The sequence below is a fragment of the Pseudomonas reactans genome, from assembly GCF_013385825.1.
Classification (GTDB): Bacteria; Pseudomonadota; Gammaproteobacteria; order Pseudomonadales; family Pseudomonadaceae; genus Aquipseudomonas; species Aquipseudomonas reactans.
This window is the reverse complement of record NZ_JACAPG010000010.1, coordinates 111,041-127,403: the sequence shown is the minus strand read 5'-3', so window position 1 is coordinate 127,403 and position 16,363 is coordinate 111,041. Positions and strand designations below refer to the sequence as shown.

The window sequence follows — 16,363 nt, the reverse complement described above, 5'->3', positions numbered from 1 at the left end:
TTTCTTCGCGAGCAAGCTCGCTCCTACAGTGTCAGCGTTGTTTCATGCGGTCGATGACCACGGCCAACAGAAGGATTGAGCCGCGAATAACATATTGATAGAACGTGTCGATGTTCTTCAGGTTCATCGCATTTTCGATGATCGCCAAAATCAGCACCCCGGCGATCACATGGCGGATCATCCCTACCCCGCCACTCAACGACACCCCACCCAGCACGCACGCCGAAATCACCGTCAGCTCAAAGCCCTGGCCAATCATCGGCTGGCCGGAGGTCATGCGCGACGCCAGAATCACTCCAGCCAACGCTCCGATCACCCCATGCACGGCAAAGATCAGGATCTTGGTGCGGTCCACATTCACGCCCGCCAACAACGCTGCTTCCGGGTTGCCGCCGATGGCCATGGTGTTGCGCCCGTAGGTGGTGTAGTTGAGCAGCCAGCCGAAGAACAGGAAGCACAAAATGGTGATCAGGATCGGCACCGGCACGCCAAACAACTGGCCGTTACCGAAGACAAAAAACTGATCCTGGGACACGCCCACCGCCTTGCCGTTGGCAAAGATGTACGCCAGGCCACGCACGATCTGCATGGTCGCCAGCGTGGTAATCAGCGCATTGACCCGCAGCTTGGCGATGACGATGCCGTTGATCAGCCCCACCATCAGGCCCATCAGCAGCGCGGCGCCAATGCCGAGCATGACGCTGTCGGTGTCGCGCATCACAATCGCCGCCACCACACCGGCGCAGGCGATGACCGAGCCCACCGACAGGTCAAAGTGCCCCGACGCCAGGCAGAACAGCATGGTGCAGGCGGCGATGCCCACGGTGGAAATCGCCAGGCCCAGGCCGCGCATGTTCAGCGGCGAGAGGAAGTTGTCGATGAGCAAGGCGCACAGTAAAAAAATACTCACGGCGGCCAGCAGCATCGCCCAGTTGTCCAGCAGCGCGCGCAGATCCAGCGGCTTGCGTGCGTTGGGCAACACGTTGTGTTGAGTGGTCATAGTCGTCTCTCAGTTCGCCAGGCTGCGCGGCAGCGCCAGTTGCAGCAGGTTGGATTCAGTCGCGTGCTCGCGGGCTTGTTCGCCGCGCAGCGCGCCTTCGCACAGCACCAGGATGCGGTCGGCGATGCCCATCACTTCCATGAGGTCGCTGGACACCACGATCACCGCAATGCCCTGAGCAGCGAGGTTATGGATGATCTGGTAGATCTCGGCCTTGGCGCCGATGTCGATGCCACGGGTGGGCTCGTCCAACAGCAACACTTTCATCGGCATCGACAGCCAGCGGCCGAGAATGGCTTTTTGCTGGTTGCCGCCGGAGAGGTACATGATCTTTTGCGCAGCGGTGGGCGTCTTGACCTTCATGGCCTTGATCTGCTGGTCGGCGTTGCCCTTCTCCCAGCCGTCGCGCAACAGCCAGCCAAACCTGGAATGGGCACCACGGGCACTGATATTGATGTTCTCGGCGACGCTGGACAGCGGAATGATGCCCTCCTTCTTGCGGTCTTCCGGGCACAACAACACGCCGGCGGCGATCGCGTCGCGTGGTGACTGCAAGCGCAAAAGCTCACCACAAAGCTGGAGTTGCCCAGCGCTGGCACGCTCCAGGCCACTGAGCAGGCGGAACAGCTCCGTGCGCCCTGCCCCGACCAGCCCGAACAGCCCAAGAATCTCGCCCTTGCGCACGTTGAAGCTGATCGGCTCACGCAGACCGGGCCCCAACAGGCTGTCGACCTTGAGCGCTACCTCGCCGTGCTCACGCGGGCGGTAGTCGTAGATGTCCTGGATATCGCGGCCGACCATGCAGGTCACCAACTGGTCATGGGTCAGCGTGCTCATGTCCTCGAAGGTGCGCACGTAGCGACCGTCCTTGAAGACGGTCACCGCGTTGCAGATGCGGAACACTTCCTCCATGCGGTGCGACACGTAGAGCACCACTTTGCCCTCATCCCGCAGGCGCGTGATGATCGCCATCAAGCGGTCGATTTCCCGCGCCGACAAGCTGCTGGTGGGCTCATCAAACGCAATCACATGCGCGCCACGGGACAGCGCCTTGGCGATTTCCACCAGTTGGCGCTGGCCCAGGGACAAACGGCCGAGTTTCTCGGCGGGATCGATTTCATCCGCCAACCCCTTGAGGCAAGCGAGGGCCTGCTCTCGCAGCAGCCTCCGGTTGACCACGCCGAAGCGCGAGGGCAAATGCCCGAGGAACAGGTTCTCGGCCACGGTCATTTCCGGCACCAGGTGCAGTTCCTGATGGATCACCGCCACGCCGCTGGCAATGCTGTCAGCGGCGTTCTTGAAGGCCATGACCTGCTCGCCGATCTGCAGCGTGCCGCTGTTGGGGATGTAGGCGCCGCCGAGGATCTTCAGCAGCGTCGACTTGCCCGCGCCGTTCTCGCCCATCAACGCGTGCACCTGCCCAGGGTGGGCGCTGAAGCTGATGCCATCCAGCGCCTTGACCCCCGGAAAGGTTTTGCCGATGCCGTCAAATCGCAAGGCGGCAGCGGTCATTGCCACAGCCCGATCTTGGTCAGCTCGGCCTGGAAGTTTTCACGGGTGATCAGGGTCACTTCGTCCATGGCCGTGTACTTCGCAGGTTCAGTGCCTTTAGTGACCCACTCGTACATCATCAGCGCGGTGTTGTAGCCCTCGATGTGCGGGCTTGGCAGCATCGAGCCGAAGAAGCCGCTGCTCGGCTTTTTCAATTCGCCGATGGCGTCGGTGCCATTGATGCCAATGCCGATCACGTTGGCCGCCTTGAAGCCGGCGCTTTCAGTCGCGCGCACGCCGCCGAGCACGGTGTTGTCGTTCATGCCGCCGATGATCAGGTTTTTGGCGCCGCTGGGCAGTTTCACCAGGGCCGAATTGGTGGCGTCCATGCTGCCCGGAACATCCAGGGTCTTGGCCGCCGTAAACAAGATGTGATCCTTGGGAATGCCGGCTTCTTCCAGGGATTTGACCGAGCCGTCGGTGCGCTTCTTACCGGTGTCGAGCTCGTTGAAGGTGTTGATCACCGCGTAGGTGTCCTTCCAGTCCCAGCCGCGTTTTTTCGCTTCGGCGGCCATGGCGGCGCCTTGCTTCTGGCCGACTTCAAAGGCTGCCATGCCCAGGTACGGCACGTCTTCCATGAAGTTGCCTTTGGCATCGACGAAACGGTCATCCACCGCGATGACTTTCAAGCCATTGGCCTTGGCCTTGGCGACGATGGCCGGGCCGAGGGACACGTCCGGCGGGCAGATCACAAAGCCCTTGGCGCCGTTCGCAGCGAGGCTGTCGATGGCCGACAAGGTTTTTTCGCCGTCGGGCACGGCGATCTTGATCACGGTAAAGCCATGTTCCTTGCCGGCTTTTTCGGCAAACGCCCACTCGGTCTGGAACCACGGTTCCTCGGCCTGCTTGACTAGGAAACCGATCTTCACTTCCTCAGCGGCCAGCAACAGCCCGCTCAAGCTCATGGCCGAGACCGCCACAGCGGCGCAGCACAGGGAACGCAAACCACGACGACGATTCATACGGGTGACTCCTTGTTGTTGTTTTTAGACAAACGTAAAAAACGCTTCCTGTAGGAGCGAGCTGGCTCGCGAGAAGCCTGAGAGCGTCGCGTTCATCCAGGATGCCCGCGTTATCGTTGGCGTTTTTCGCGAGCAAGCTCGCTCCTACAAGGGTTATCCGGCGAAACGAGTACAAGATTTTCCGGGTACATCCACTTCCATCGCCAACACGGCACCGTCCAACGGATGATCCAAGGGGCTGGCAGCACTGGTGATATACAGCGTGGTGAGGTTGGGCCCGCCAAATACGCAACTGGTAGGTCGGCTGACGGGCAATTCGATAATGCGATCCACCTGGCCATCTGGGGCTATCCGCAGCAGGCAACTGCCGTCCCAACGGGCATTCCAGATGTAACCTTCTGCGTCCATCGCCGAACCGTCCGGCCCGCCGCGCTCATGGGGGCCGAACCATGTGTGGGCGGGGTCGAGTTCGCCGCTTGGCTGGATCGAATGGCGATACAGCGTGCCGTCCAGGCTGTCGCCAAAGTGCACGTGACGGCCGTCGTCGCTCCACAGCAAGGTATTGGGAATGCCCAGGCCACTGAGCAACGGCGTGACATGCGCATCGGCATCGATACGGAACAGGCCGCCGGAACGCCGGGTGATGGGCAGGTCTTCACCCTGCTCGCCGATGTTGTTCTGCATGGTGCCCAGCCATAGACGACCCTGGGCATCGCAGCGCGCTTCATTGCCACGGTTGCCCGGTTGCGGGTCCGCGACGCACAGCAGGGTCAGGGCTTCGGTGGCCAGGTCAATGCGATACACGCCGCTGCTCAGGGTCACCAAGGCATCGCCGCTTTCACACGGGATGAAGGCCGAGACATGCTCGGGCAACTGCCACACCTGCAACTGCCCACCCATCAGGCGCAGCGCCTGTTTACCGGCGATATTCACCCAGTACAGCGCCTGGGTGGGCGCGTCCCAGAACGGACCTTCGCCCAACTGCGCACGGTGCGGGGTAACGGCGATACACGACATGATGCCTCCTGGATTATTGTTCTCAGGTCTGCGTTACAGCGGGTCGCGAGATGGCGTGCCATCCACCAGCCGCTGGATACGCAACGGGTTGGCGTTTTTCAACGCGTCGGGCAGCAGGCTATCAGGGTAATTCTGGAAGCACACGGGGCGCAGGAAACGGTCGATGGCCAAGGTGCCGACCGAGGTGCCACGGGCATCCGACGTCGCCGGGTACGGCCCGCCGTGCACCATCGAATCGCAGACCTCCACGCCGGTCGGGTATCCGTTGAGCAGGATGCGACCGACCTTCTGCTCCAGCAGCGGCGTGAGTTCGGCGAACTGTTGCAGGTCAGCCGGCTCGCCAATGATCGTGGCGGTGAGTTGACCATGCAGGCCGCGCAAAGCGGCGCTGAACTGGGCCTGGTCGGCCACTTCGACAAACACCGTGGTGGGGCCGAAGACTTCTTCCTGCAGCACTGCATCGCCGTCGATCAACAGGCTCGCATCAGCCTTGAACACCTGCGGTTGCGCTTGGTTGCCGGCCTGTTGGCGGCCCGCCAGGTGCTGGATGCCCGGATGTGCAAGAAGTTTTTCCAGGCCCTTGCCATAGCTGCCCAGGGTGCCGGCGTTGAGCATGGTCTGTGCCGGTTGGTCGCCGATCAGTTGTGCGACTTGTTGGGTGAACGCGGTGAATTCGGGCGAGGCGATGCCAATCACCAGGCCGGGGTTGGTGCAGAACTGGCCGCAGCCTTGGACTACCGAGGCAGTCAGGTCGCGAGCCACGCTTTCGACCCGTGCAGTTAATGCCTGAGGCAGCACGATCACCGGGTTGATGCTCGACATCTCGGCAAACACCGGGATCGGCTGCGGGCGCGCTGCCGCCATGTCGCACAACGCACGGCCGCCTTTGAGCGAACCGGTAAAGCCCACCGCCTGGATCGCCGGGTGCTTGACCAGCGCTTCGCCGACGCCGCCACCGAAGATCATATTGAACACACCGGCGGGCATCTCGGTGGTTTCGGCCGCGCGAATGATTGCATCGGCAACACACTCGGCGGTTGCCATATGCCCGCTGTGGGCCTTGAATACCACCGGGCAACCTGCCGCCAGCGCGGCGGCGGTGTCGCCGCCCGCAGTTGAAAACGCCAGGGGGAAGTTGCTTGCACCAAACACGGCGACAGGCCCCAGGCCGATGCGGTATTGACGCAAATCCGGACGCGGCAAGGGCTGGCGATCAGGCAGTGCCTTGTCGATGCGCGCGCCGTAAAAATCCCCGCGACGCAGCACTGTAGCAAACAGGCGCATCTGCCCGCTGGTACGCCCACGCTCGCCCTTGATGCGCACGGCGGGCAAAGCGGTTTCGCGGCAGACCAACTCGACAAAATCATCGCCCAAGGCGTCCAGCTCATCGGCAATTGCATCGAGGAACTGCGCACGCCGCGCCGCACTCAATGCGCGGTAAGCCGGGTATGCCGCGGCGGCAGCCTTGGCGGCGGCGTCGACTTCCTGCGGCGTGGCCTGGTAGAAGTCTTGAGGCAACGCGTCGCCGGTGCTCGCGTCGACACTTTGCAAGGTGACGCTGCCGCTGGCGCTGCGCTGGCCGCCGATGTAGTTGTGGCCGAGGAACTGGGTCATGAAACTCTCCTTTAAAGGGTGATGACGTTGCCGGGCTCGAATGCCGCGTCGCTGCTGCCGACACGGTTGACCAGCGGCGCACCGAACTCGGCCTGGCTGATCTCGAACACATCGCCGGCCTGGGTACGTAGACCGTCGGCGAATGACAGCGTGGCGGTGCCGAAAAAGTGGATGTGCACGTCGCCGGGCTTGAGGAACTGGCGATATTTGAAGTGGTGGTATTCGAGGTTTTCCAGGCTGTGGCACATATTGGCCTCGCCGCTGAGGAATTCGTTCCGCCAGATTTCCTCGCCGTTACGCAGGATGCGGCTGGTGCCCGCCAGGTGCTGAGGCAACTCGCCCACGCGCAACTCCGGGCCATAGCTGCAACTGCGCAGTTTGGAATGGGCCAGGTACAGGTAGTTTTTGCGTTCCATCACGTGATCAGAGAACTCGTTGCCCACCGCGAAACCGACGCGATAGGGCTTGCTGTCCGGGCCGATCACGTACAGGCCACCGATCTCCGGCTCCTCTCCTGCATCTTCGGCAAACGGCGGCACGGGGAACGCCGCGCCTGGGCGGACGACGATGCTGCCGTCGCCTTTGTAGAACCACTCCGGTTGCACGCCCGCCTCGCCGGACTCTGGCTTGCCGCCCTCCACGCCCCATTTGAAAATGCGCATGGTGTCGGTCAATGCGGTGTCGTCACCGGCCTGGTGCATCTTGTCCCGCGCCGAGGCGCTGCCCAGGTGGGTCAGGCCGGTGCCGCTGATCAGCATATGGGCCGGGTCCGGATGGTCCAGCGGCGGCAGGATTTTCAGGTCAGCCAGCAAGGTGGCGTAGTCGTAGCTGTCGCCCAGGCCCAGGCTGTCCACCTGTTGCGCCAGGCCGACACCGGCTTCGATAGCGGCCAGGGCCAGCTCGCGCACAGTGCGGGCATTATTGACCTCACGCACTTTGCCGCCTTCCACCACGCCGACGCGGCGCTCACCGTTACGCAACTCGAACTGAACTAAACGCATGCCTTTTCTCCTGAATTAAGTACGTGTTGCGCCACGGGCACTGGCGGCGAATTGGTCGGCAGGCAGCACATGCTTGCGTTCCAGCAGGCGGTAGACCACCCCCGTCAGCAGCAAGCCAAACACCATCACGGCGGACAAAAAGTACAAGCCCGAGGCCAGGTTGCCGGTGTATTCCTTGAGCGCGCCGATCACGAATGGGCCGATATAGCCGCCGAGGTTGCCCACCGAATTGATCAGGGCAATGCCCGCCGCTGCACTGGCTCCGGCAAAGAAGCGCCCCGGCAAGGTCCAGAACACCGCCGTGCAGGAAAACATCGCAAAAGCTGCCAGGCACAGCGCCGCCATTTGCAGCACCGGCACGCTGAGCCAGGCGCTGAAGAATAAGCCGATGGCGCCCAGTACGTAGAGCACGGCGAGGTGGCCGTAACGATCATTCAAACGGTCGGAGCTGCGCGGGATGATCAACAGGCCGATGATCCCGAAAATGTACGGCACGGCAGAGATGAAACCGGTGGTGAGGTCGCTGCCACCGAACTGTTTGATCAGGGTCGGCAGCCACAGGCCCAAGCCATAGATGCTCAGGGTAACCGGCAGGTAGAACAGCGCCAGCAGCAATACGCGCTTGTCTTTGAGAGCATGCAGCGGGTTGCCGTGGCGGGTCTGGCCGTAGGCTTGCAGGTCTTTGGCGAGTTCGCCGGTGAGCCAGGTTTTCTCGTCCTCGCTCATCCAATTGACCTGCTTGGGGCCATCCGGCAGGTAGCGCAGCACCGGCCAGGTCAGCAGGATCGCCGGGGTGCCGATGACGATGAACAGCCACTGCCAGCCATGCAGGCCAAGAATGCCGTCCATGCCCAGCAAACCACCGGACACCGGCCCGGTGATCATCATCGCGATGGGCTGGGACAGAATGAACAGCCCGAGGATCTTGCCGCGATGGCGCACCGGGAACCATTGGGTGATGTAGTACAGAACGCCCGGAAAGAACCCCGCCTCCGCCGCGCCGAGTAGAAAGCGCATCACATAGAAGCTGTGCGGCCCCTGCACGAAGGCCATGCCGATGGTGATGGCGCCCCAGGTGATCATGATCCGCGCAAACCAGCGCCGTGCGCCGAAGCGGTCAAGCATCAGGTTGCTGGGGATCTCGAAGAGGAAGTAGCCAATAAAGAACAGCCCCGCGCCCAAGCCATAGGCGGCATCGCCGATGCCGACGTCGGCGCCCATGTGCAATTTGGCAAAGCCCACGGCGGAACGGTCCACGTAGGCGATCAGGTACAGCAGGATCAGGAAGGGAATCAGTTTCAGCGTGATGCGCCGAATAAGCCGCAGTTCCTGGCTCATGGGGTCGATCTCCGATTGTTGTTTTTATAGAAGCTCGGGGGACGCCTCTCGCGAAAATCCGCCAGGGCAATACCTCAGTTGAGACCGACTATATAGTATGACTATTTGCAAAACAACTCTTCCAAAGCAGCGTTTTTGCGCTTATGTTTAGGCACGCATAGAATATATAGTCATACAATAAGAGAATCGATCATGTCTGATAAAAAGCCCGGCCTACGCTCCGCCCAGTGGTTTGGTACTGCCGACAAGAACGGCTTCATGTACCGCAGCTGGATGAAGAATCAGGGCATTGCCGACCATCAGTTCCATGGCAAGCCGATCATCGGCATCTGCAATACCTGGTCGGAGCTGACGCCGTGCAACGCGCATTTCCGCCAGATCGCCGAACACGTCAAACGCGGTGTGATCGAGGCCGGTGGCTTCCCAGTGGAATTCCCGGTGTTCTCCAACGGCGAATCGAACCTGCGCCCAACCGCAATGCTCACGCGCAACCTGGCGAGCATGGACGTCGAAGAGGCGATTCGCGGCAACCCGATTGACGGCGTGGTGCTGCTGACCGGCTGCGACAAAACCACCCCGGCCCTGCTGATGGGCGCCGCCAGCTGCGACGTGCCCGCCATCGTGGTCACCGGCGGGCCGATGCTCAACGGCAAGCACAAGGGCCAAGACATCGGCTCGGGTACCGTGGTCTGGCAGCTCAGCGAACAGGTCAAGGCCGGCACGATCACGCTGGATGATTTCCTTGCGGCCGAGGGCGGCATGTCGCGTTCGGCGGGCACCTGCAACACCATGGGCACAGCGTCGACGATGGCCTGTATGGCCGAGGCACTGGGCACCTCGCTGCCGCACAACGCGGCGATTCCGGCGGTGGACGCACGGCGTTATGTGCTGGCGCATATGTCGGGCATGCGCGCGGTGGAGATGGTGCGCGAAGACTTGAAGCTGTCGAAGATCCTCACCAAAGAGGCGTTTGAAAACGCGATCCGCGTGAATGCGGCCATCGGCGGTTCGACCAACGCAGTGATCCACTTGAAGGCCATCGCCGGACGCATCGGCGTCGAACTCGATCTGGACGATTGGACCCGCATGGGCCGTGGCATGCCGACCATCGTGGACTTGCAGCCGTCGGGGCGCTTCCTGATGGAAGAGTTCTACTACGCCGGCGGCCTGCCTGCCGTACTGCGTCGCCTCGGCGAAGCCAACCTGATTCCCCATCCGAATGCTTTGACCGTGAATGGCAAATCCCTCGGCGAGAACACCCAGGACTCGCCGATCTACGGCCAGGACGAGGTGATCCGCACCCTCGACAACCCGATCCGCGCCGACGGCGGTATCTGCGTGCTGCGCGGCAACCTGGCGCCGCTCGGTGCAGTCCTCAAGCCGTCCGCCGCCAGCCCTGAACTGATGCAGCACCGAGGCCGCGCGGTGGTGTTCGAGAACTTCGACATGTACAAGGCGCGCATCAACGACCCGGAACTGGACGTCGACGCGAACTCGATCCTGGTCATGAAAAACTGCGGGCCCAAGGGTTACCCAGGCATGGCCGAAGTCGGCAACATGGGCTTGCCCGCCAAGCTGCTGGCCCAGGGCGTAACGGATATGGTGCGGATTTCCGACGCACGCATGAGCGGCACCGCGTACGGCACCGTGGTATTGCACGTGGCACCGGAGGCTGCGGCCGGCGGTCCGTTGGCCACAGTGAAGGAAGGTGACTGGATCGAACTGGACTGCGCCAACGGTCGCCTGCACCTGGACATCCCCGACGCAGAGCTGGCGGCACGTATGGCCGACCTGGCGCCACCCGAGAAGCTGATCGTCGGCGGCTATCGCCAGCTCTACATCGACCATGTGCTGCAGGCCGACCAAGGCTGCGACTTTGACTTCCTGGTGGGTTGCCGTGGGGCGGAAGTCCCAAGGCATTCCCACTAATTGGGATGCTATGATGCGGCGAATTCAAGCCAGAGCCGCCCTGTAGTCATGGATCACCAGCCGTCCAAGCCGCGCAAGAGCCAGCATGCCCAGATCGTTCAGGATCTGGGCATGCACATCGTTTCCGGTCGCTTCAAGCCTGAAGAACGGTTGCCCATGGAGGCCACGCTCTGCGAGGAGTACAAGGTCAGCCGCTCGGTGTTGCGTGAAGCTACGCGGGTGCTCAGCGCCAAGGGCCTGGTGTATTCCAAGCCACGGGTGGGCGCGGTGGTGCGGCCTCGGCTGAAATGGCACCTGCTCGATCCGGACGTGCTGTCCTGGTTGATGCAGTCCACGCCCCACAGCGAATTTTTCAACACCCTGGCCGGCGTGCGACGCATCCTCGAACCGGAAATCGCCGCCATGGCCGCGACCACTGCTACCGACGAAGACATCGCGACCATCGAACACGCCTACCAGGGCATGGAAACCGCGCAGACCCACGAAGACCTGTTGCAGGCCGACCTGGACTTCCACCGCGCGATTGCCGATGCCACCCGCAACGACCTGCTGGCCTACATGTGCAACATGCTGTCATTGCCGTTGCGCGAGTCGATCAACATCACCAACCGCCGCCCGGACATCCAGGGCCTGAGCCTGCCTCGGCACAAGGCGATCCTCACCGCGATCCAGAACCGCGATGCACTGGGGGCGCGGCATGCGTCGCTGGTGCAGCTGGATGACACGCGGGTGGCGTTGGATACGGTGATGAATGTGTTGACGCCGCTGTAATGGGCAAGTCATCAACCACGCTCTATCAGGTTTAAATCAATCCAAATGTGGGAGCGGGCTTGCCCGCTCCCACAGGGATATGCGGTGTGCCAGGCCATCGTGTGATTGATTCACAGGGTGTAGGCGATGCCCACCTGCACTGTGCGTGGCGCGCCTGGGTAGGCGTAGAAGTTGCCGAACGCGCCCTCTTCAAAGTCACGATTGAACAGGTTCTTCACATCCAGGTTGAGCCGCACGTTGTCGTTGACCTTGTAGTAGCCAAGCAGGTCGACCACGGTGTAGGCGTCCATCGTAAACGGGGTGTTGGAGGTCTGGCCGACACGCTCATCAACATATTTCGCCCCCGCGCCCAGCCCAAGCCCTTTAAGGCTGCCGTCCTGGAATTCGTAGACGTTCAGCAGACTGAAGCTGTTGCGCGGGATGTTGGCCAGGTGCGTACCGACACGGAGTGTGTTGTCCTTGGTCACTTCGGCGTCCACGTAGGCGTATCCACCGATCACGCGCCACTCTGGCGTAAGGCTGCCGGCGACGTTCAAGTCAAAACCACGGCTGCGCACCTGGCCCGCTGCGACCTTGAAGGTGGCGGTGGGGTCCGCAGGATCAGTGGTCAGCACGTTCTTTTTGTCGATCTGATAAATCGCAGCGTCGACACTCAACTGGTGATCCAGCGCTTCCCACTTGATGCCCATTTCATAAGACTTGCCTTTCTCCGGTTCAAAGCCTTCACCCGTGCGGGCGGCGCCCGTATTGGGCTTGAATGAACGCGCAGCATCGGCGTACACGGCCAGTGAGTCGGTCAGGTCGTAGATCACGCCCACCCGTGGTGTTACAGCGTTATCGCTGGCTTCCCAGTTTTTTGTGCCCGGCACGTAGCTCTCGTACTGGTGCTCAAAACGCTCGAAACGAGCGCCAGCCAGGACTTTTAGACGTTCAGTCAGGGCAACCTGATCCTGAACGAAGGCTGCGTAGGTCTTGAGGTTTTCCTTGTCATGAGTAGGCGTGCTGGTGAGTGCAGGCCGTGGCTTGCCGTAGACCGGGTTGAAAATATCACTGGTGTAGGCAGCGGACGAACGCTGGATAATTGACTTGTAGTCGTAATCCTCAAACTCGACGCCTGTGAGCAAGGTGTGATCGAACCCACCCGTGGAAAAATGCCCGGTGAGGTTGAGTTGGGTGTTCTTGTCGGTCCACTCCAGCTTGCGGTAGTTGAAGTTGCGGTTGAGCGTGTGCCCGTCGGCAGCCAGGCTGTTGGCTTCAATCGCGTTGCCCTGCAACGTACCGTCGAGCCATTGGAAACCGCCGCCCAGGGTCCAGTTGTCACTGAGCAGATGCTCGAAACGCAGCTGAGCCATGCTGTTGTCGTTGTGCAATTTGCCAACGTCTTTATCACCCCAGAAGGTATCGCGGGACGCCGTGCCTTTCTGCGTGGCGAAGCGCGTCAAGCCACGGTCCAACGGGTGATTGTTGCGCATGAAGTCACCTTCGAAAATCACCTTGGTGTCGTCGGTGGCCTGCCAGGTGATTACCGGGGTCACGCCGTAGCGTTCGGTTTCCACATGATCACGGAAGGTCTCGCCGCCCTCGCCTACCACGTTCAAGCGGTAGGCCAGACGGCCTTCTTCATCCAACGGGCCGGAAGCATCCAGCGTGCCGCGCTTCATACCTTGGTCGTTCAACTGGCTGCCAAGAGTCACGGTGCGTTCGGCCAGCGGCTGCTTGGTCACCACGTTGAAAGTGCCGCCCGGATCACCCCGGCCGTAGAGCATGGTCGCCGGGCCGCGCAATACTTCCAGTCGCTCGATGGTGTTGGCGTCGGGCATGTTCGGGTAGCCACGGTTGATCGGGAAACCATTGCGGTAGAACTCGCCGGTGGTAAAGCCGCGCACGGTAAAGGTGGTGAGCCCCTGCCCGCCGAAGTTGTTGGCACGGCCGACACCGCCGGCGTAATCCAGTGCGTCCTGCAAGCGGGTGGCGCCGATGTCCTCGACCACCGCCTTGGACACCACGCTGATGGACTGCGGGGTTTCGTGGATCGACGTATCGGTGCGCGTCGCACTCGCCGAGCGTGTGGCATGGTAGCCCTGCACCGGGCCCTGGGCGGTTTCGTAGTCGGCCGCGCCGGTGATGCTGGTGGTTTGCAGCTCGATCGCAGTTTTTTCAACCGGTTCGACCTCCGCCCAGCTCAATGGGGAAAACGCCTGAAGCACACACACGGAAAGCAGGGTACGACGCATGAAGGACAAACCTAGTGAAAGAGCCAGATGGGGCGGCATATCTGCCAATTATTCTGGCGCGCATGATAGGTTAAATCATTAACGATTGATATCCGTTCTCATTAGTGACTATTCGAGCAACCGCGTTGTATCCACGCACGGCAAAAAAAACACAAAAAAAAGCCACTCTTACGAGTGGCTTTTGTCACGCCATCACCGCCTTAGCGATAACGTTCCAACCAATGCGCATAAGGTGCGGGCAAGGTCCACGACGACTTCTCGACGCCCAGTTCCTTGGCCGCGAAGTACGCCCAGTGCGGGTCGGCCAAGTGCGCACGCCCCACCGAAACCAGGTCCAAGTGCCCGGCTTGCAAGGCGCCTTCCGCCAGTTGCGGCGTGCCGAAACCCCAGGCCGATGTCACCGGGATACCGGCTTCACGGCGTACGCGTTCAGCAATCGGGCCCATGAACGCCGGACCCCACGGGATATTGGTTTCTGGGATGGTGAAACCGACGCTGACACTCAGCAGGTCCAGGCCACCGGCCTTGAAACGACGGGCCAGTTCGATGGATTCGGTGAGGGTCTGCTCGTCGCGGCCGTCGTATTCGATCACGCCAAAACGCGCAGTGAGCGGCAGGTTTTCCGGCCAGACTTCACGCACGGCCGCCAGGGTTTCCAGGAGGAAGCGGCTGCGGTTGTCGAAGCTGCCGCCGTAGGCGTCGGTGCGTTGGTTGGAGTGTTCGGAGAAGAAGCTCTGGCCCAGGTAGCCGTGGGCGAAGTGCAGCTCGATCCACTCAAAACCGGCGTCGCGAGCGCGGCGGGCAGCGTCGACGAAGTCTTGGCGCACGCGGGCGATGTCGTCCAGGGTCATGGCACGCGGCACTTGCGGCAGGTTGGCACCGAACGCGATGGCCGACGGTGCGATGGTTTCCCACCTGCGCGCATCGGTGGCAACCATGTGGTCATCCCCTTCCCATGGGCGGTTGGCGCTGGCTTTGCGGCCGGCGTGACCGATCTGGATGCCCGGCACCGAACCGGCGGCCTTGATGGCCTTGACCATCGGCACGAAGGCTTCGGCGTGGGCATCGCTCCAGAGACCAGCGCAGCCTGGCGTGATACGGCCTTCCGGTGCGACGGCAGTGGCTTCGACGACCAGCAAACCGGCACCACCACGGGCCATGCTGGCCAGGTGCACGAGGTGCCAGTCGTTGACGATGCCATCTTCGGCCATGTATTGGCACATTGGCGGGATGGCGATGCGATTGCGCAGGGTGACGTCTTTGAGTTTGAACGGTTCGAACAAAGCGGACATGGTAGCTCCAGCAAGCAGGTGGTTGATTCGATAGTTCGATGGTAATCGAACTATGGTATTCAACGATAGCCCCCTGTTATGATTCGTTTCATGCGAGCCTTCAAACATCCTCTCCTTCAAGACCTGACACTCGAACGTCTGCTGTACGCGCTGAGTGATCCGGTGCGCCTGGAAATCGTGCGTTGCCTGGCCGGCGTACCCGAAGCCACCTGTGGCGAGCTGGACGGCGGGCGACCGAAGTCGAGCATGTCCCATCATTTTCGCGTGTTGCGCGATGCCGGCCTGGTGCAGACGCGCAGTGTGGGCACCACGCATATGAATTCATTGCGCGGCGATTTGCTTGAGGAACGCTTTCCCGGTTTACTCGGGTGCATCCTCGCCCAGCACTGAACCAGGATCAGGCCAGCGGATCGCCTTCGGCCTGCTCAACGTCTACGCTCGGCGTCCCACCCAATTTGATTGCGCCAATGCGCCCTTGCAGTTGCTCGACAAATCGCTGCGCCTCCAGACGCGTGTTGAACATCATGCTCAAGTCACCCAGCCGCAGCAGACAACCTTCGGGTGAATCCACGTCTTGCAATTCGATCTTCATACGTCCTCGCTTATTCAACCGCCGCAGGCAAACGCGGCCGTACAGGCTGGCCATCCAGATGCACGCAATCCTTGCCGTTGCGCTTGGATGCATAGAGATTGCGATCGGCACACTTGAGTACCGCAGACAGCTCGGCGCCCGCCGTAAAGCACGTCATGCCCGCGCTGCAGGTGTAGTCATGCGGTGGCGCGACACTGCAGCGAATGGCATGCAGCAGCCGTAGCGCATAATCGGTCGCCGTGTGGGGATCATCACAAACCAGTAATACGCCGAATTCCTCGCCGCCGATCCTGCCAAAACTGTGGCTGCCTCGGGTGGATTTCAGGCACCCGGCCATCGCGCAGAGAATCCTGTCGCCGACGTCATGCCCGAATTGGTCATTCTTCAACTTGAAACTGTCGATATCCAACATCATGAAGTAGCCGGTCTGACCGGCTGCAATCAGTTTGGCGAACGTTTCCATAAAGGCTCGCCGGTTCAACAGAGACGTCAGGTGGTCAGTGTGTGCCAGTTCGCGGAACTCACTTTCAACCAGCAGCACGGAGCGCAAGTTTTTCAAGTAAGAGAAGTTCAGGATGAAGCCAATCGACACTGATGACAGGCAAAATATGACCAGGTAAACCTCGACGCCAGCGTAAACACCGATCTGGATATTTGGCCACATCACGCACCAGACCAACGCTGCACACATCAGGAAATCCTGGGGCGTGATAAACAGTACTGCGCTGCTGAGCACCAGCGTCAACGCCAGCGGCAAGGCAAATACTTGCAGTTGGAGGTTGGCGTGCAACACACAGGCGAACCCAATAGCCAGCAACACCATGTAGGCAACGCCAAGCAGTCGCCACATGTAGAAGTGGGTCACCGCGCGGTGAAGCTGGCAGACCACCCACAGACACAGCGTGACAATCAGTTTGTCCAGACCAAACTTCATCAATGGGTCAACCAGCAACACGCCCAACCAGGCGATAATCCCGATAATTTCAGCCTGCAAGATCGCCGGTGACAGTAGCCTTTGCATCCGTGGCCGAAGCTTCAAATTCGCCGGCATTCGTTCATTCC

General features: G+C 61.2%; 14 protein-coding genes. 3 read left to right on the top strand and 11 right to left on the bottom strand.

All coding sequences use genetic code 11. The annotated features are described in order from the left end of the window. Positions 1-31: 31 nt before the first annotated feature. The 7 genes from araH to HX868_RS11185 form a co-directional block, all read right to left on the bottom strand. Complete coding sequence (gene araH, locus HX868_RS11215; RefSeq protein WP_177002896.1) at positions 32-1,000, bottom strand: L-arabinose ABC transporter permease AraH; 969 nt, start codon at positions 998-1,000, stop codon at positions 32-34. Between the two features lie 9 nt (positions 1,001-1,009). Continuing rightward, positions 1,010-2,512 carry an L-arabinose ABC transporter ATP-binding protein AraG gene (gene araG, locus HX868_RS11210; protein WP_177002895.1) on the bottom strand — a complete coding sequence of 501 codons (1,503 nt, stop codon included), beginning with the start codon at positions 2,510-2,512 and terminating at the stop codon, positions 1,010-1,012. Further along, entirely contained in the window at positions 2,509-3,513 is a 1,005-nt protein-coding gene (locus HX868_RS11205; protein ID WP_010211214.1) for a substrate-binding domain-containing protein, read from the bottom strand. Before HX868_RS11205 ends, araG begins: the two co-directional genes overlap by 4 nt. 153 nt (positions 3,514-3,666) lie before the next feature. Continuing rightward, complete coding sequence (locus HX868_RS11200; RefSeq protein ID WP_177002894.1) at positions 3,667-4,530, bottom strand: SMP-30/gluconolactonase/LRE family protein; 864 nt, start codon at positions 4,528-4,530, stop codon at positions 3,667-3,669. Between the two features lie 33 nt (positions 4,531-4,563). Further along, positions 4,564-6,144 (bottom strand): aldehyde dehydrogenase (NADP(+)), encoded by a 1,581-nt coding sequence (locus HX868_RS11195; protein WP_177002893.1) that lies wholly within the window; start codon positions 6,142-6,144, stop codon positions 4,564-4,566. An 11-nt stretch (positions 6,145-6,155) separates the two neighbouring features. Then, positions 6,156-7,145, bottom strand: a complete 990-nt coding sequence (araD1, locus tag HX868_RS11190; protein ID WP_177002892.1) for an AraD1 family protein — start codon at positions 7,143-7,145, stop codon at positions 6,156-6,158. A gap of 15 nt (positions 7,146-7,160) precedes the next feature. After that, on the bottom strand, positions 7,161-8,483 hold the full coding sequence (locus HX868_RS11185; protein ID WP_177002891.1) for an MFS transporter: 1,323 nt from the start codon (positions 8,481-8,483) through the stop codon (positions 7,161-7,163). Between the two features lie 192 nt (positions 8,484-8,675). Between HX868_RS11185 and HX868_RS11180 the strand changes: the two genes are divergently transcribed. After that, the gene (locus tag HX868_RS11180; protein ID WP_033903150.1) at positions 8,676-10,412 is read left to right on the top strand and encodes an IlvD/Edd family dehydratase; all 1,737 of its coding nucleotides are present in this window, start codon (positions 8,676-8,678) and stop codon (positions 10,410-10,412) included. A gap of 48 nt (positions 10,413-10,460) precedes the next feature. Further along, positions 10,461-11,183 (top strand): FadR/GntR family transcriptional regulator, encoded by a 723-nt coding sequence (locus HX868_RS11175; RefSeq protein WP_177002890.1) that lies wholly within the window; start codon positions 10,461-10,463, stop codon positions 11,181-11,183. Between the two features lie 110 nt (positions 11,184-11,293). On the opposite strand, the gene HX868_RS11170 is transcribed toward HX868_RS11175, so the two are convergent. Both HX868_RS11170 and HX868_RS11165 read right to left on the bottom strand, forming a co-directional pair. Continuing rightward, entirely contained in the window at positions 11,294-13,417 is a 2,124-nt protein-coding gene (locus tag HX868_RS11170) for a TonB-dependent siderophore receptor (RefSeq protein WP_177002889.1), read from the bottom strand. Between the two features lie 200 nt (positions 13,418-13,617). Continuing rightward, positions 13,618-14,709 carry an NADH:flavin oxidoreductase/NADH oxidase gene (locus HX868_RS11165; RefSeq protein WP_177002888.1) on the bottom strand — a complete coding sequence of 364 codons (1,092 nt, stop codon included), beginning with the start codon at positions 14,707-14,709 and terminating at the stop codon, positions 13,618-13,620. Between the two features lie 78 nt (positions 14,710-14,787). Here HX868_RS11165 and HX868_RS11160 point away from each other — a divergent pair, with 78 nt between their 5' ends. Continuing rightward, on the top strand, positions 14,788-15,099 hold the full coding sequence (locus tag HX868_RS11160; protein ID WP_177002887.1) for an ArsR/SmtB family transcription factor: 312 nt from the start codon (positions 14,788-14,790) through the stop codon (positions 15,097-15,099). Between the two features lie 7 nt (positions 15,100-15,106). On the opposite strand, the gene HX868_RS11155 is transcribed toward HX868_RS11160, so the two are convergent. Continuing rightward, positions 15,107-15,301, bottom strand: a complete 195-nt coding sequence (locus HX868_RS11155; protein ID WP_177002886.1) for a hypothetical protein — start codon at positions 15,299-15,301, stop codon at positions 15,107-15,109. Positions 15,302-15,311: 10 nt separating this feature from the next. Next, complete coding sequence (locus HX868_RS11150; protein WP_177002885.1) at positions 15,312-16,352, bottom strand: GGDEF domain-containing protein; 1,041 nt, start codon at positions 16,350-16,352, stop codon at positions 15,312-15,314. Positions 16,353-16,363 lie beyond the last annotated feature (11 nt).

What these genes read in the sequence shown, in the direction of transcription:
- HX868_RS11205 (WP_010211214.1), bottom strand. Translation starts at nt 3,513, where the DNA reads ATGAATCGTCGTCGTGGTTTGCGTTCCCTGTGCTGCGCCGCTGTGGCG.
- araD1 (WP_177002892.1), bottom strand. Translation starts at nt 7,145, where the DNA reads ATGCGTTTAGTTCAGTTCGAGTTGCGTAACGGTGAGCGCCGCGTCGGC.
- HX868_RS11155 (WP_177002886.1), bottom strand. Translation starts at nt 15,301, where the DNA reads ATGAAGATCGAATTGCAAGACGTGGATTCACCCGAAGGTTGTCTGCTG.
- HX868_RS11150 (WP_177002885.1), bottom strand. Translation starts at nt 16,352, where the DNA reads ATGCCGGCGAATTTGAAGCTTCGGCCACGGATGCAAAGGCTACTGTCA.
- HX868_RS11160 (WP_177002887.1), top strand. Translation starts at nt 14,788, where the DNA reads ATGATTCGTTTCATGCGAGCCTTCAAACATCCTCTCCTTCAAGACCTG.
- HX868_RS11195 (WP_177002893.1), bottom strand. Translation starts at nt 6,144, where the DNA reads ATGACCCAGTTCCTCGGCCACAACTACATCGGCGGCCAGCGCAGCGCC.
- HX868_RS11175 (WP_177002890.1), top strand. Translation starts at nt 10,461, where the DNA reads ATGGATCACCAGCCGTCCAAGCCGCGCAAGAGCCAGCATGCCCAGATC.
- HX868_RS11185 (WP_177002891.1), bottom strand. Translation starts at nt 8,483, where the DNA reads ATGAGCCAGGAACTGCGGCTTATTCGGCGCATCACGCTGAAACTGATT.
- araG (WP_177002895.1), bottom strand. Translation starts at nt 2,512, where the DNA reads ATGACCGCTGCCGCCTTGCGATTTGACGGCATCGGCAAAACCTTTCCG.
- HX868_RS11165 (WP_177002888.1), bottom strand. Translation starts at nt 14,709, where the DNA reads ATGTCCGCTTTGTTCGAACCGTTCAAACTCAAAGACGTCACCCTGCGC.
- HX868_RS11170 (WP_177002889.1), bottom strand. Translation starts at nt 13,417, where the DNA reads ATGCGTCGTACCCTGCTTTCCGTGTGTGTGCTTCAGGCGTTTTCCCCA.
- HX868_RS11200 (WP_177002894.1), bottom strand. Translation starts at nt 4,530, where the DNA reads ATGTCGTGTATCGCCGTTACCCCGCACCGTGCGCAGTTGGGCGAAGGT.
- HX868_RS11180 (WP_033903150.1), top strand. Translation starts at nt 8,676, where the DNA reads ATGTCTGATAAAAAGCCCGGCCTACGCTCCGCCCAGTGGTTTGGTACT.
- araH (WP_177002896.1), bottom strand. Translation starts at nt 1,000, where the DNA reads ATGACCACTCAACACAACGTGTTGCCCAACGCACGCAAGCCGCTGGAT.